This window comes from Streptococcus hongkongensis, assembly GCF_053206145.1.
Window position 1 is genome coordinate 58,058 of the sequence record NZ_JBRUGD010000001.1, and the last position, 15,582, is coordinate 73,639.

11 protein-coding genes and 1 pseudogene are annotated in these 15,582 nt (G+C 36.2%); 8 read left to right on the top strand and 4 right to left on the bottom strand.

The window, feature by feature from the left end:
- Positions 1 to 39: 39 nt before the first annotated feature.
- Positions 40 to 1,023, bottom strand: coding sequence for an L-lactate dehydrogenase (locus ACVRZD_RS00285; RefSeq protein WP_037624495.1), 984 nt, complete (start codon positions 1,021 to 1,023; stop codon positions 40 to 42).
- Between the two features lie 190 nt (positions 1,024 to 1,213).
- On the opposite strand from ACVRZD_RS00285, the gene gyrA reads away from it, so the two are divergent.
- The 5 genes from gyrA to ACVRZD_RS00310 all read left to right on the top strand — a co-directional run bounded on the left by gyrA (position 1,214) and on the right by ACVRZD_RS00310 (position 8,706).
- On the top strand, positions 1,214 to 3,724 hold the full coding sequence (gene gyrA, locus ACVRZD_RS00290) for a DNA gyrase subunit A (RefSeq protein ID WP_447450150.1): 2,511 nt from the start codon (positions 1,214 to 1,216) through the stop codon (positions 3,722 to 3,724).
- Between the two features lie 2 nt (positions 3,725 to 3,726).
- The gene (locus tag ACVRZD_RS00295) at positions 3,727 to 4,470 is read left to right on the top strand and encodes a class A sortase (protein WP_037624497.1); all 744 of its coding nucleotides are present in this window, start codon (positions 3,727 to 3,729) and stop codon (positions 4,468 to 4,470) included.
- A gap of 41 nt (positions 4,471 to 4,511) precedes the next feature.
- Positions 4,512 to 4,925 carry an SMU1112c/YaeR family gloxylase I-like metalloprotein gene (gloA2, locus tag ACVRZD_RS00300; protein WP_037624499.1) on the top strand — a complete coding sequence of 138 codons (414 nt, stop codon included), beginning with the start codon at positions 4,512 to 4,514 and terminating at the stop codon, positions 4,923 to 4,925.
- A gap of 251 nt (positions 4,926 to 5,176) precedes the next feature.
- The gene (locus ACVRZD_RS00305) at positions 5,177 to 6,133 is read left to right on the top strand and encodes a DUF1002 domain-containing protein (protein WP_447450151.1); all 957 of its coding nucleotides are present in this window, start codon (positions 5,177 to 5,179) and stop codon (positions 6,131 to 6,133) included.
- A gap of 200 nt (positions 6,134 to 6,333) precedes the next feature.
- Positions 6,334 to 8,706 (top strand): pneumococcal-type histidine triad protein, encoded by a 2,373-nt coding sequence (locus ACVRZD_RS00310; protein WP_447450152.1) that lies wholly within the window; start codon positions 6,334 to 6,336, stop codon positions 8,704 to 8,706.
- A gap of 38 nt (positions 8,707 to 8,744) precedes the next feature.
- Here the strand turns inward: ACVRZD_RS00310 and ACVRZD_RS00315 are convergent, their stop codons facing one another.
- Positions 8,745 to 9,458, bottom strand: coding sequence for a DUF554 domain-containing protein (locus tag ACVRZD_RS00315; RefSeq protein ID WP_037624500.1), 714 nt, complete (start codon positions 9,456 to 9,458; stop codon positions 8,745 to 8,747).
- Positions 9,459 to 9,995: 537 nt separating this feature from the next.
- Here ACVRZD_RS00315 and ACVRZD_RS00320 point away from each other — a divergent pair.
- From ACVRZD_RS00320 to ACVRZD_RS00330, 3 genes and pseudogenes are all read left to right on the top strand, one after another.
- Positions 9,996 to 10,334 (top strand): annotated as a pseudogene (locus ACVRZD_RS00320) (nucleotide pyrophosphohydrolase).
- A 207-nt stretch (positions 10,335 to 10,541) separates the two neighbouring features.
- A complete protein-coding gene (locus ACVRZD_RS00325) occupies positions 10,542 to 12,731 on the top strand; it encodes a leucine-rich repeat domain-containing protein (RefSeq protein ID WP_052128090.1) in 2,190 nt (729 codons plus the stop codon).
- A gap of 210 nt (positions 12,732 to 12,941) precedes the next feature.
- Positions 12,942 to 13,424, top strand: coding sequence for a glutathione peroxidase (locus ACVRZD_RS00330; protein ID WP_037624503.1), 483 nt, complete (start codon positions 12,942 to 12,944; stop codon positions 13,422 to 13,424).
- Between the two features lie 71 nt (positions 13,425 to 13,495).
- Here the strand turns inward: ACVRZD_RS00330 and ACVRZD_RS00335 are convergent, their stop codons facing one another.
- Positions 13,496 to 13,924, bottom strand: a complete 429-nt coding sequence (locus ACVRZD_RS00335; RefSeq protein ID WP_037624505.1) for a helix-turn-helix transcriptional regulator — start codon at positions 13,922 to 13,924, stop codon at positions 13,496 to 13,498.
- Between the two features lie 155 nt (positions 13,925 to 14,079).
- On the bottom strand, positions 14,080 to 15,552 hold the full coding sequence (locus tag ACVRZD_RS00340) for a peptide MFS transporter (protein ID WP_037624506.1): 1,473 nt from the start codon (positions 15,550 to 15,552) through the stop codon (positions 14,080 to 14,082).
- Positions 15,553 to 15,582 lie beyond the last annotated feature (30 nt).

The window sequence follows — 15,582 nt, forward strand, 5'->3', positions numbered from 1 at the left end:
AAAAAGACGACACTGATAAGTCGTCTTTTATGGTTAAGATTAGTTTTTAGCTGCTGCCGCAAATTCTTCTTTTTTGAAAGCTTCATCAATAATTTCTTTTAATTGTTTAGCAGAAGCTTGCATTTTTTGTAATTCAGCATCGTTCAATGGGATGTTTACTGGACGTACAATTCCGTAAGCACCAATGATAGCTGGTTGACCAATGTAACAATCTGTTACGCCTTCATATTGACCTTCTTGGAAAACTGAAAGTGGAAGTACAGCATTTTCATCATCAAGAATAGCTTTTGTAATACGTGCAAGAGCTACAGCAATACCGTAGAAAGTTGCACCTTTTTTGTTGATGATTGAGTAAGCAGCGTCACGTACAGATACAAAAATATCAATAAGACCAGCTTCGTCAATATCACGATTATCTTGTAACCATTGCTCTAATTTAACACCAGCAACGTTAGCATGTGACCAAACCGCAAATTCTGAGTCACCGTGCTCACCCATGATATAAGCGTGAACGGAACGGGCATCAACACCGATTTTATCTGAAAGTGCTTGACGGAAACGAGCTGAGTCAAGAGATGTACCTGAACCAATAACACGTTCTTTAGGGAATCCTGAGAACTTCCATGTTGAATAAGTTAAGACATCAACTGGGTTAGCCGCAACTAAGAAAATACCATTAAAACCGGAATTGACAATTGCCGTAACAACTTCTTTGTTAATACGTAAGTTCTTTTCAACTAAGTCAAGACGAGTTTCCCCTGGTTTTTGTGGAGCACCAGCTGTCAATACAACTAGATCAGCATCATGACAGTCTGAATAATCGGCGGAGTAGATCTTTTTTGGTGAAGTAAAAGCAAGTGCGTGACTTAGGTCTTCAGCATCCCCTTGCGTTTTTTCTTTAAAAATATCTATGATACCAAGTTCTTGAGCGATATTTTGAGTAACTAATGCAAAGGCATAAGATGAACCAACGGCACCATCACCGACCAAGATAACTTTTTTGTGTTGTTTAGTTAAAGTCATTTCTAAACATCTCCTTAATTTTTTTAGAGGGAAGCCCCATACAATTCAATTTTAGCATTTTGAAAAAAGTTTGTCACTAAATTCACGAAAAAAATGAAAATAGTTTTCTGATAGCGCTCCCAAAGCACAAAAATCTTGTATTTATGGTATAATTAAATAGAGTATGGACTAGAAAAGGAGCATTCCTTAGATGCAAGATAAAAATTTAATTGACGTTAATCTGACAAAGGAAATGAAGACATCATTCATTGACTATGCAATGAGTGTTATCGTAGCCAGAGCCTTACCAGATGTACGTGATGGGTTAAAACCAGTTCATCGTCGTATTTTATATGGGATGAATGAATTGGGTGTAACACCTGATAAAGCTCATAAGAAGTCTGCCCGTATTACCGGGGATGTTATGGGGAAATACCACCCACACGGAGATTCGTCTATTTATGAAGCTATGGTTAGGATGGCACAGTGGTGGTCATACCGTCATATGCTTGTTGACGGGCACGGAAACTTTGGTTCAATGGATGGTGATGGTGCCGCTGCACAGCGTTATACCGAAGCAAGAATGAGTAAAATTGCTCTAGAAATGCTCCGTGATATCAATAAAAACACAGTTGATTTCCAAGAAAACTACGATGGCAGTGAAAGAGAACCACTTGTTTTACCAGCGCGTTTTCCAAACTTATTGGTTAATGGAGCAACTGGTATTGCCGTTGGGATGGCAACTAATATTCCGCCACATAATTTAGGCGAATCGATTGATGCTGTTAAATTGGTAATGGAAAAACCAGAAGCGACAACACGAGACTTGATGGAAGTCATTCCTGGACCAGATTTCCCAACTGGCGCATTGGTTATGGGGCGTTCTGGTATTCATAGAGCTTATGATACTGGACGTGGTTCAATTGTGTTGCGATCACGAACAGAAATTGAAACGACTAAAACTGGTCGTGAACGTATTGTAGTAACAGAATTTCCATATACTGTAAATAAAACAAAAGTTCATGAGCATATTGTCCGTTTGGCACAAGAAAAACGAATTGAAGGAATCACAGCAGTACGCGATGAATCTAGTCGTGAGGGCGTTCGTTTTGTCATTGAAGTACGTCGAGATGCGTCAGCTAATGTCATTTTAAATAATCTTTTCAAATTAACAAGTTTACAAACTAATTTTAGTTTCAATATGCTTGCTATTGAAAACGGTGTTCCGAAGATTTTATCGCTTCGTCAAATCATCGACAATTATATCAGCCACCAAAAGGAAGTTATTACACGTCGTACACAATTTGATAAAGATAAAGCCGAAGCGCGTGCTCATATCTTAGAAGGTTTACTTATTGCATTAGATCACTTGGATGAAGTTATTGCCATTATCCGTAATAGTAAGACTGATGTTATTGCCCAAGCCGAGTTAATGCAACGTTTTGAGCTTTCTGAACGTCAAAGTCAGGCTATCTTAGATATGCGTCTTCGCCGTTTAACTGGTTTGGAACGTGATAAGATTCAATCTGAATACGATGCTTTAATTGCCTTAATTGCTGATTTGGCGGATATATTGGCTAAGCCAGAACGTGTCAAAGCTATCATTATTGAAGAAATGGATGAGATTAAGCGCAAGTATGCAGATGCTCGTCGTACGGAATTAATGGTAGGTGAGGTTCTTTCTTTAGAGGATGAAGATCTGATTGAAGAAGAAGATGTACTGATTACATTATCTAACAACGGTTATATCAAACGCTTAGCTCAAGATGAATTTAGAGCCCAAAAACGTGGTGGCCGAGGTGTACAAGGTACCGGTGTTAACGATGACGACTTCGTTCGTGAATTAGTGTCAACAAGTACTCATGATACTTTGCTCTTCTTTACCAATAAGGGACGTGTTTATCGATTGAAAGCATATGAAATCCCTGAATATGGAAGAACTGCTAAGGGACTACCAATTGTCAACCTCTTGAAGCTTGACGAAGGGGAAACCATTCAAACCATTATCAATGCTCGTAAAGTTGAAGCAGCAGATAAGTATTTCTTCTTCACAACTAAAGGCGGAGTGGTAAAACGGACAAGTGCTTCAGAATTTAATAACATTCGTCAAAATGGCTTGAGAGCTCTGAACTTGAAAGAAGACGATGAGTTAATCAATGTCCTATTAACAGATGGCACTGAAGACATTATCATTGGTACCCGTTCAGGCTACTCTGTACGCTTCAATGAATCATCTATCCGTAACATGGGACGTTCAGCAACTGGTGTCCGTGGGGTTAAACTCCGTGACGAAGACATGGTTGTCGGAGCATCACGTATCACTGATGACCAAGAAGTCCTAATCATTACTGAAAATGGTTATGGTAAACGTACAGCAGCCTCTGAGTATCCAACTAAGGGTCGTGGTGGTAAAGGTATCAAGACAGCTAATATCACCGCTAAGAATGGCCCACTAGCAGGTTTAACAACAGTATCTGGTGATGAGGACATGATGGTTATCACTAATAAAGGTGTTATTATCCGAACATCAATTGCAAATGTTTCTCAAACTAGTCGAGCAACACTTGGTGTTAGAGTCATGAGATTAGATCAGGATGCTAAAATTGTTACCTTTGCTTTAGTTGAACCAGAAGCAGAAGAGGAAATTGCTGAAGCTAGTGACGCAAATGTAAGCTCTCAACTAACCACTGATTCAAGTGAACAAGTAGCAAGTGAGGATTAAAAATGGCCCCAAAAAAGAAAGCAAGTCTTGGTAATAAAATTCGGATAATTTTATCTCTCATTTTATTAGTTGTAGGACTGGGATTGCTCTTTAATAAATCAATTCGCAATACTATGATTGCTTGGAATTCTAACAAATATCAAGTCAGTCGTGTTAGCAAAAAGACCATTGAGAAAAATAAAACAGCTAAAACAAGTTTTGACTTTGCAGGCGTTAAAGCTGTAGATACACAAACAGTTGTAGAAGCTCAGATGGCAGCACAAAAGCTTCCAGTAATTGGTGGTATTGCCATACCAGATGTTAGTATTAACCTACCGATATTTAAAGGTCTTGGCAATGTTGAATTGCTTTATGGCGCAGGGACAATGAAAGAGGGTCAAGTTATGGGTGGTGACAATAACTACTCATTAGCTAGTCATCACATCTTTGGTATGGTTGGTTCCTCAAAAATGTTATTTTCGCCTTTAGAAAATGCCAAAATTGGAATGCCAATCTATGTCACAGATAAGGAAAAGATTTACCGTTACGATATTAATTCAGTAAATCGAGTGACACCTGATCGTGTTGATGTTCTAAATGATACTCCAGGAGTAAAGGATATTACTTTAATTACATGTACAGATGCAGAAGCAACTGAAAGAATTGTTGTTAAGGGTCTTCTAAAAGAAGAAATGTCTTATAAGGGGGCACCTGAAAAAATCCTCAATTACTTTAGTAAATCTTACAATCAAGTTGCTATAGAATAAAAAACAGGAGCAATCCTGTTTTTTGCTAGAAAGGAAGACAAATGAAATTAACAGCTATTCATCATGTAGCCATTATTGTTTCTGATTATGACAAATCAAAAGACTTTTATGTTAATAAGCTGGGCTTTGAGATAATTAGAGAAAATCATCGCCCTGAGCGTCATGATTATAAATTAGACTTAAAATGTGGTGAGATTGAACTTGAAATTTTTGGGAACTCTACAACTGATCCTCAATTCACGGCGCCACCAAAACGGGTTGGGCGTCCAGAATTTGACCGTGAAGCCTGTGGCTTAAGACACCTTGCTTTTTATGTTGAGGATATTGAGTCCTATATTGATGAACTAAAGGCGTTAGCAATTCCAGTCGAGCCTTTACGGTTTGATGACTATACGGGCAAAAAAATGACTTTTTTCTTTGATCCTGATGGTCTACCTTTGGAATTACATGAATGAGAGTGTGACAAAAATTAGTAATTTCGTAGAAATTTAATTTTGTCGTCCCGCCCACTCAACCACTGTCTTACATACATAAATCTATAAAAAAGAGAGTTTGAGAATAGTTGTCCCAGACTCGTAGGATTGTGGTGTCGGTGTCATTTGTCTTCTATTAGTTTCAAGTTTTTAATCGTCTTCTAAATGCGAAGATGTTATAATAGACACATGAGATTTTGAAAAATAGGGAAATACTCCAAAGGAGACAACTAATGACAATAAGAAAAAAATTTATGCTTGCAGGACTAGGTCTTGCTTTTGCCTCAGCAATCATTGCTACGCCAGCCTCTGCTGCTACTAGTGATGTTCAAAAGGTTATTAATGAAGGGTATGTTCAGCCTGATTATGTGCTTGGCTATTCATTAGATGACGCCCAAAGACAAACCACCTTAAATCTGTTAGGCTATAATGCTGCTAATGATACTCAAATCAAAACACTGACCACATCGGCTTATGCTAAGATAATGAATGTTGCTGATGATCCAGGTATCCAACTCTACTCTTCTGTAAAGATTAAGAAATTGGGTGCCAAAGAAGTGTTGACGGTTGAGATTGTGACACCTGATAAGATCACTAAAGTGACACAAGATATGTACCGAAATGCAGCAGTAACACTTGGTATTGAGCATGCTGATATTAGTATCGCTGCACCTATAGCTGTTACAGGTGAATCGGCTCTAGCGGGAATCTATTACTCGCTAGAAGAAAAGGGGGCACAGATACCTCAAAAAAATAAAGAGCTGGCGCAAGAAGAATTGAAAGCCTTATCTGATATTAATGCTAACAACCAAGGTAAAAACGGCTATGATGCTGACAAATTGAATGTAGCCTTAACAGATATCAAATCACAAGTGGCAAAAGGTGGATCGCAATTAACCAAAGAAGATGTTGAAAAAATTGTAACTGATACTATCGCAAAATATAAATTAGACCAAGTCATTTCGCAGGATCAAATCACAATGATTAATAATTTTGCATTTAATTTGTCTAATTCTGGTATCATCACAAGTGGTGATTTTACTAAGACCTTGAATTCTTTAAAAGAGTCAATCGTTGCTAAATCTGGCAATGCCTTCAAAGGAATTAATCTTGATACCACAAAGGCAGTCGAAACTGGTAAAGGCATTTGGCAACAAATCGTTGATTTCTTTAAGAGTTTAATTGGATAATCCTAAAAAGGCAGCTTCTCTGCCTTTTTAATGTTGTCTCATATTATTAGAATAAACTTGACAAGTGTAAAAAACCGTATTATACTTAACTGGTTAACGAAATAGTTGATTTAACTTAAACCAAGGACAAGTGTCACCCATAAACTTAACCAGTTAAGTTTATGGGTGGGTTATCAAAAGATAGAAAGTAGGAGGAATTAATGAAACACAAAAAATTATTAGGTGCTGGTGCTAGCTTAGCCCTTATTTTCGGTGGAGCAGGATATGCTTTAGGTCAATATCAAGCTAAACACTCAAATGAGAGTGCTGTTGCTTATGTTACTGGTAGCAAATCAGACAAAAATACAAAAGCACATGCTGTCTCAAATAAGACACAAGATGATATCAATAAGGAAGAAGGCATTTCAGCTGAACAAATTGTTGTCAAGATTACTGATAAAGGCTATGTCACCTCACATGGAGACCATTATCATTATTACAATGGTAAAGTTCCATATGATTCGCTCATCAGTGAAGAGTTGATTATGAAGGATCCGAATTATGTCTTCAATAAAAGTGATGTTATTAATGAAGTAAGTGATGGGTACATTATCAAAGTGGATGGTAAGTACTATCTATACTTGAAAGAAGGTAGCAAGAAAAAGAACATTAGAACAAAGGAACAAATTGCTAAACAAGCTGAGAAGGGTTCTGAAGAGGCCAAGTCCAATCGGAAGCATTCTAGTTATCAATCTGACCTAAAACAAGGATTCGCTTCAAAACAAGCAATTTCATTAGCCAAGCAAGATGGGCGCTACACGACTGATGATGGTTATATCTTTAACCCTGGTGATGTGATTGAGGATACTGGTGATGCCTTTTTAGTACCACATGGTAATCATTTCCATTACATTCCTAAATCAGATTTATCTGCTAGCGAACGCAATGCAGCACAAGCAATTTGGGACAGTAAACATGGAAAAGGCCAGACAGGATCTCAGATAGCTGTAGCGCAGCCAATTGTAAATCATTCAGGTAACATACCTAGCTATGGACCTGTTTACCAACCAATGATACCAGGTCAATTCCTACCAAGTCATCCGACAGTCGAAGTTACTCCTCCTAATCAGTCAGTAAAACCACAACCTGGTTCTAAACAAGTAATACCTAAAGGTAAAATTGCTTACAAAGACCTACTGAACCAACTGTATGCCTTACCTAAAAATCAACGCCATCAAGAAGACGACGGCTTACTCTTTGATCCCAATCAAGTGACCAAGAAAATTGATCGAGGTTATGTTATTCCCCATGGTGATCATTGGCATGTCGTTCCAACATCTCAATTAAGTGCTTTAGAAATTGAATTGGCTGATATGCATTTATCAGGTCAAGCCTATACTGATGCCCCCAAAGAAAGCCGTCCTACAGTACCGAAACCCGTTGATACTAAACCAGCAACAAAAACCATTGTGTTAACAGATGGGTCAATTGTTAAAACTAAACAAGGTAAGGACGGTAAGGTATACAATACAAGTGATGGTTACCATTTTAATATTGACTCCATTTTAAGTTATGATAAAGATGGGGTAACTGCATCGCACGAAGGTCATGAACATTACATCCCTTATAGTGAATTAGAGGATTCAGAACTTAAAGAATTAGAAGATGCTATTAACAAAGAAGGTAGCAAGATTTCCAAGGTGACTGACTCTTCGTATACAAAGGAAGAACTGGCTAAGAAATTACAATATATTGCTTTGCAAAATAACCTTTCTGTTGATCAATTAAAAGTTACAGGTGATAAAGTTATTATTCCTCATGGTAATCATAGCCACACAATGGAGCTAAATGATATTCCAACTAAGTTGACAAGCGACTTCTTTGGCTCACAGGAGGACTATCGTGATATTATTATTCAGTTAAAAATGAGTCAAGCCAAAATGGCATACCATACTAATGATATTATTCGAGATGGTAGAGAATTAGTTATCTATGCTGAGGATGGATCTACTAGACGAGTTGCATTAAATGCAATTAAACTGCCTTTAGATTATGATGAATTAGATTTTTCTAAAGAAAAGAGCTATCGCACAGCTGATGATGATAAATTAGATTATATTGCTCGTCACTACCAAGTCCCACGGACACGTCTCATGCGTATCGAACATATCGTTTATACAGATGGTAAACCAAGTGTTGACTTGAGATTAGTTAACGTCAATGACCCAGTTCTTTATACCTTGAAATCAGGAAATGCTGTCAATGTTGATAAGAAACCTGAGGCGCCAGCTATTCCAAAAGAGGAAGAAAAACCAGCAGATGTGGCTGACGAGAAGGCTGATGTGCCAGCTAAAGAAGAAGTTGCTGAGCAAGAAGATGAGGTGGAAGAAGTTGATCATTATGATGCAAAAATGGCACAAATTGCTAAGCAATATGGTTTAGATAAGACTACTGCTCAAAATCGTTTAATTGCTATTTCTCTTAAATATAACATAAGTATCGATCAGATGACCTTTGGTCCTAACGTCTCATTTCAAGCAAACGGGAAAAACATCTCCTTTAATTTAGTAACCAATCAACTGGTTAACCCATAAACAGCTAAAAGCACTCCACGCGGAGTGCTTTTTGATAGTTAAAAGTAAGCGACTATGGCAGCAAAGACAAGGGCCGGTAGTATATTTGCTACACGGATGCGCTTGTCAAAGATAATGTTTAAGCCGACACAGAAGATAAGAATGGAACCAACGAGTGACACATTAGCTAGAGCAGCAGTTGTCATAATAGGCTTTAAAATCTGAGCAAAAGCAGTGATAGTGCCTTGAATAATTAGGACTGGAAATGCAGAGAAGACCGCTCCCTTGCCGTGTGATGAGGATAAAATAATGATAATAATGAAATCAAGAACGCTCTTGGTTAAGAGGAGACTGATATCCCCTTTCAGCCCATCCTGGAGTGGGCCAATAACTGCCATGGCACCAATACAAACAGTGAGCGTGGCAATGACAAAGGCATTCACAAAGTCAGGATCTTTATTGTTGCCACTTTTTACTTTTAGCCATTGCCCGAATGCTTCAAAAGAGCCCTCAATATTAATCACTTCGCCAACAAGTGCACCTAAAGCTAAACAGGCAACAACTAACATGCTACCGCCACTTATTAAACTTTTGTGGGACATCTGCAACATACCAGACATAGCACCGGATATACCAATGAAAAGAACACTGACACCAGTTGCCATACTTAAACTTTCTTGATGACGTTCATTTAGTTGCTGTCCAAAATATTTACCAATAAGCCCTGCTAATAAAATAGCAGAAGCATCAATTAAAGTCCCTAAGGCAAACATACTTTCTCCTTCTATGGGCATCCCCAAGATTAATTATAGCCACACAGAAATCTCTGTCAATAGAAGAAAGCCCTTTTTAGCAAAGTGTTAGGATAGAGAAAATTCAGACTATTAAATATACTATAATAAGTATGCAATTATACAATTTGACATTAAAAAATGAGAAGTGACAGTGATGTAAATTAACAGACAAATCAAAGATAAAGCCATCAAAAGCACTGTTAATAGTGAATTGTCAAAAACTTTCAGTCAATTTATCAGACTATTTCAAATAGTCTCAAATGTATAAGCCCCTTATACAAAAAAATGAAAAAATATTTATGAAAAAATAAGAAAGAACACGAAAATCTGTTTAGATAAAATAAATTTTTTGCTATTGTGTGTCTCTTCATTTTTATTTGACTGGGCCTATTAAGACAAGTCTGATTGTTTAGCAATACAAGCTTAGAAAAACTATAATCTATTAGAATTTCTAACTGCTATCTATGATATAATGGAGAAGGATTTATGTAAAACTATAATATAGGAAGAAAAAACATGGATACAGTTTCTTTAATAAATAAATTTAGAGATGATCGGGAATGGCGTCAATTTCATAATGAAAAGGATTTAGCTATTTCAATATCATTAGAAGCGAACGAACTATTGGAATTATTTCAATAGAAAGATAGTAAAGAAGTCACGCAAAATTCAATTGATAGAATAAAAGAAGAATTAGCAGATGTCTTGATTTACTCATACATGATGGCTGATAACTTAAATTTAAATATTGATGAAATTATCGAAAATAAAATTAAAAGTAATGAACTAAAATACCCAATATCAAAAAGTAAGGGTTTGTCAAAAAAATATACAGAGTTAGAAGATGAAGAATAATAGTCAAGATCAATTAGTTTTTGAAAATCATCTATTTAAAAGTGATGATTTTAATGGTATCAATCAAAATTAAACAAGACGATTCATTTCTTTAGAAAATAATTTGAATTTCATGCTTGACTTCTCCTTAAAATTGACCTATCATAATATTATTAAGTATACTTAATAATATTATTAAACGCGTTTAATTTAGTAAAAGAGTAAAATATGTCAGTGAATAAAAAGAAGATAAATAAAGCACTTCTTATTTGTAGCCTTACCTGTGGAGTCTCTATTGTTTGTCCAAATGTTTTCACAGCAAACAATAATCATTCGGTTGTACAGGCAAATCAAGTATCAAGGCCTATTGAAGTAGGGAAGTCTTTTACTTCTGAAAAGATTACTTACAAAATCATTACCCTTGATAATGATAAAAAAATTGGAACTTTACAAGTTGGAGATGGCTCAAGTCCTATCACAAATGATAAAGCTGAGATTGTTATTCCAGAAGAAGTGAAGCATCAAGGCTTTACTTTCAAAGTCACAGAAATCGGCGAATCCGCTTTTGAAGTTTCAGAGGGAGAAGGTGGAGAAATCTCTGGTTCTGTCAATCCTGTTAAAGTAACTATTCCAAAATCAGTAACAAAAATACAAACAAAAGCGTTTAAAGGCACAACAAAACTAAAGGAGATCGTTTTTGATAAGGATAGTCAATTAATGATCATTGATGATAATGCCTTTAACTTTTCACATTTGGAAAAATTTAATCTTCCTAAAACCGTCGTTTCTTTAGGAAAAGGGGCTTTTGATTTTTCATATTTAAAAGAAATGTTAATTCCGACGGACAGTCAATTGCGAACAATCCGTGATAAAGCTTTTGCTTCAACAGATTATTTAGAAAAGATTACCATTCCAAAATCAGTCACTTACTTAGGGAAAAATGTTTTCCAAAAATCTAAAGTGTCAGATATTACGGTAGAAAAAGGAAATACTGAATATAGTTCTGAAGATGGCAGTTTATATGATATTAGGAAAGAAAAGCTCATTAAGTATCCTATTTCTAAGAAATCAGCAATTTATAAGGCACCTGAAAGCTTAAAACATATCGAAGCTGACGCATTTTCTTATGAAAAAGAAGGTTCAAATAATTTAAAAGAAATTGTACTGAATGAGGGATTAAAAACAATTGGAGATTTTGCTTTTAGAGGTTTAACAGATCTTGAAAAAATCAATTTACCAAAATCCTTATCGACTATTGGTAAATTAGCTTTTTATAATAATTACGAATTGAAAGAGTTAAATCTTCCAGAGAATGTAACTAAGCTTGGAAAATATACCTTTTTTAACCTTCCTAACCTAGAAAAATTAAGTCTTGGTTCTAAAATGGAGTCTTTATCAGAAGATTTTCTTGCTGGAGAAGCAAAACCTAAAAAATTAAATCTGGTTTTTAAAAATCCAAACCAACAATTTCATGGGAATCTGGAAAATGTTACAATTACCCATGAAGTGACACCATCCAATAATCCCAAAGTAGAAGAAGGGGGTGGGGTTAGTGTGGAATCAATTAACAATAAAGCTAGTTCAACAGAAGGAACAACTAAGGGAACTTCCAAAGAAAATTCAAATCATTCTGAAGAATCTAATGAGTCTATACGTCCAATTAGTCAGGAGGATTCTAAAAGTGATGCTTTAAATAGCTTAACAAAAGAAGTATCCCCAGAAAGGGACAAGTCTACGGATACGATAGGTGAAAATCCTACAGAGTCTAGTGGTGTTCCTGTTAATAATCTAAAAGAGAATGCAAGTAATGATTCAAATCTTGATAATCCTACAATTGATGAAAAAGCAGAAGAAATTGATAGTAATTCAGAAACCATTCAAACTGAAGCAAATCATACTATTACTAGCTCAACCATTGATACTGATCTGACTCAAATTGGAGAAGAGGTCCCTTTAGCAGATTCAAGTGTAGAGAAAACTAAAGAAACAAGTCAAGAAGCAAGTAAAGTAGTTGCTGATACAAAAGATTCAGAGCAACCATTTGAGTTAAAGAAAACAAAAGCTGAGGAAATACAAGAAAAAGAAGGTAAACATCATACGCAAACAGACATCAATGGCCCCCTTTCTGTGCCAATAGAATCAGCAAATGTTTCAAAAGCTAATGCGTTAGGAGATATGACTCAAAACCAATTGGTTGAAAAACCCAAAAATATGGATACGGACCTTAATCCAAATCTTGAACTGTCGGATCACAAAGAGTCAAAAGTGAAAGAAGCGAAGTTAAATCATCATAATAGTCAAGTTCTTCCTCAAACAGGAGATAGTTTTATTCCTATGATTCATTGGATTTTACTAAGTATTCTAGGTACACTAGGTTCATTTTTATACCTCTTTAGTTCCAAAGCAAAAAAGAAATAAAAGGTTAACTTAATGTATTCACTTTAAGATTTTATGATCGTCTATTTGAAAACACCTTATCTGTTAGAGAGCATTTCTGATAAAATGGTAAGAACAATTTGGGTTTTCATGCAATTACATTTATTCTATATGGATAAGACCTTATATTTTAACTTTGTGTCACTTAGTGATATTCTAATTCTAACAAACCATGATTGAAAGGAAATTAGTATGACATCACTCTATGATTTTACAGTTAAGGCCCAAAATGGAGAAAACGTGTCTTTGGCACAGTTTCAAGGCAAGGTAGTCCTTGTTGTGAACACAGCAACTGGTTGTGGCTTGACACCTCAATATGAGGCTCTTCAAGAAATCTATGATCACTATAAATCTAAGGGATTTGTCATTCTGGACTTTCCTTGTAATCAATTTGCTGGTCAAGCACCTGGATCTGTTGAGGAGATTAATAATTTTTGCACTCTTAATTATCAAACCACCTTTCCAAGGTTTGCTAAAGTGAAAGTTAATGGTAAAGAAGCAGCCCCTTTATTTATATGGTTGAAATCAGAGAAGAAGGGATTACTTGGTAAAACTATTGAATGGAATTTCGCCAAATTTCTGATTGATCAAAATGGGCGAGTTATTGAACGGTTCTCACCCAAAACAGATCCTAAGGAGATTATTCCAAAATTGGATGATTTGTTAGGAGAATGAAGCTATAAATTCTTGATTATGACCAATAGATAACAGAAAAACACCTAGTATTCTCATACTAAGTGTTTTTCTTACTTCCCGAAATAAAATTCTTCAAAACTTTGGTCTGCTAATTCTGCCATTTCTTTTAAGATTGTAATGTTAGGTTTTGAGCGTCCGACTTCCCAGTGGCTAACAGAGGACAGGGAAATGTTAAATCGGTCTGCAAATTCTTTGTCTGTTTCGCCTAAGGCCATTCTTAAATTAAAGATTCTGTTGTTTAATTTGGAAGGGTCTCGATTTTCTTTGATTTCAAAAATAGGGCCTGTGCTTAATTCAAAGCCGTTAATGACTTTTTCAAGGGCCTCTTCTCGTGAGATGGATAGGCGACTGGCAACGGTAGTGACTTTTTTAGGACGTATGCCAAACTCTCGACAGGCTACGGTGAAATTAGGATATGATTTTCCTAAAACGGTTATGTCACGAGATTTAGTTTGAGCTGACGTGCTATGTCTTGGCATCTTCATATCCTCCTAATTTTTCTGATAGTTCACATTAACTATATCGTAAATCACTAATCTTTTCAAGTGAAAGTGTCATCAATCCTATAAAAAGTGATGACACCATCATAAGCTAACAAAAAAACAAGCTATGTAATTTAGCTTGTTTTTCAGGTTTAGTCGTTAATGAGCTTATCAATTTTTGGAACATAAAAGAGTAGTAAGATACCAAATAGAATCGTTATCCCACCAACAATCCCAAAGTAGGCTACTTCTGTGTGAACAGTGTAGAATTTAACAAATTGCGCATTGAGTGCTTGCGCAGCAGCATTACTCAAGAACCAAATCGACATCATTTGTGCTTTAAAGGCTTTAGGGGCTAACTTATTAGTCACTGATAAGCCGATTGGAGAAATCAACATTTCACCCACAATAACAATAGCCCAACTCATAATTAACCACATGGGACTAACTTTTGCATTTGTTCCAAAGAAGATGACTGGTAACATCATCCATAAGAATGACAAACCTGAGGCCATTAAGCCATAAGAGAACTTTTTAGCTGAAGAAGGCTGTTTACTTCCAAGTTTAGCCCATAACCATGCAAAAATTGGCACATAAAGCATAATGAAAAGAGGGTTAATACTTTGGAAGTAAGATGATGGGAAATTAATATGATGGCCAAAGAAAGTGAAGTAAAGGCGTGTCTGTTCGTCAGCAAATAAGGCTAAGATAACCGACCCTTGTTCTTCAATTGACCAAAAAAGAATTGAAGCAATAAAGAGAGGGATATAAGCATACACATGCGAGCGCTCTTCGCTAGTAATCTTATCACTTCTGATAATGGTCATAAAGTAATAAATGGGAATAATAATAGCAACTAGTGTGAAGAAGTTAATGACCAAACCAATAGATAAGTGGCCAGTGACTTGCAAGAGGATCAGTGACAGGATAATTGCCACCAAAGTAAGGGTCGTTCTTTTTAGTAAGACTGATTTTTCAGTATCTGATAAGGGATCATTAGGAACGAGACTAGAAGCAGACAGGTATTTATTACCATCACGAACATACTGAATTAAACCAATAAACATCCCAAAAGCAGCCAGTGAAAACCCAAGATGAAAATTGATTTCTTGCCCAAGGTAACCAACAAGTGCCGGTGCAATGAATGCCCCTAAATTAATCCCAAAAACAAAAATGCTGAAACCGGCATCACGACGCAAATCTTTCTCATCGTAAAGACTACCAACCATATCAGAAACATTTGGTTTTAAAAGCCCAGTCCCCAAGATGATGAGGCCGATTGAAAGGAAAAGTGCTGTTTTGCCAAATGGCGTTGCTAGGGCTATGTGTCCAAGCATAATTAAGATACCACCGTACAAAACAGTTTTACGACTACCTAAAATACGGTCACTAATATAGCCGCCCAAAACGGAAGATAGGTAAACCAATGAGCCATAAATAGCCATAATGGAAGCTGCGGTAGCTTTATCAAATCCTAACCCACCAGCCGTAACACTATAGTACATATAATATAGTAAAATGGCGCGCATGCCATAGTATGAAAATCTTTCCCACATCTCAGTGAAAAAGAGAGTGGACAAGCCACGAGGGTGTCCAAAGAATGTTTTTGTATCCGATTTATTCATGACGTCTCCTTTTTATAACTAAATATTAGA

Bases quoted from the DNA above. Each gene is read 5' to 3' on its own strand.
- ACVRZD_RS00285 (WP_037624495.1), bottom strand. From the start codon at position 1,023: ATGACTTTAACTAAACAACACAAAAAAGTTATCTTGGTCGGTGATGGT.
- gyrA (WP_447450150.1), top strand. From the start codon at position 1,214: ATGCAAGATAAAAATTTAATTGACGTTAATCTGACAAAGGAAATGAAG.
- ACVRZD_RS00295 (WP_037624497.1), top strand. From the start codon at position 3,727: ATGGCCCCAAAAAAGAAAGCAAGTCTTGGTAATAAAATTCGGATAATT.
- gloA2 (WP_037624499.1), top strand. From the start codon at position 4,512: ATGAAATTAACAGCTATTCATCATGTAGCCATTATTGTTTCTGATTAT.
- ACVRZD_RS00305 (WP_447450151.1), top strand. From the start codon at position 5,177: ATGACAATAAGAAAAAAATTTATGCTTGCAGGACTAGGTCTTGCTTTT.
- ACVRZD_RS00310 (WP_447450152.1), top strand. From the start codon at position 6,334: ATGAAACACAAAAAATTATTAGGTGCTGGTGCTAGCTTAGCCCTTATT.
- ACVRZD_RS00315 (WP_037624500.1), bottom strand. From the start codon at position 9,458: ATGTTTGCCTTAGGGACTTTAATTGATGCTTCTGCTATTTTATTAGCA.
- ACVRZD_RS00325 (WP_052128090.1), top strand. From the start codon at position 10,542: ATGTCAGTGAATAAAAAGAAGATAAATAAAGCACTTCTTATTTGTAGC.
- ACVRZD_RS00330 (WP_037624503.1), top strand. From the start codon at position 12,942: ATGACATCACTCTATGATTTTACAGTTAAGGCCCAAAATGGAGAAAAC.
- ACVRZD_RS00335 (WP_037624505.1), bottom strand. From the start codon at position 13,924: ATGCCAAGACATAGCACGTCAGCTCAAACTAAATCTCGTGACATAACC.
- ACVRZD_RS00340 (WP_037624506.1), bottom strand. From the start codon at position 15,552: ATGAATAAATCGGATACAAAAACATTCTTTGGACACCCTCGTGGCTTG.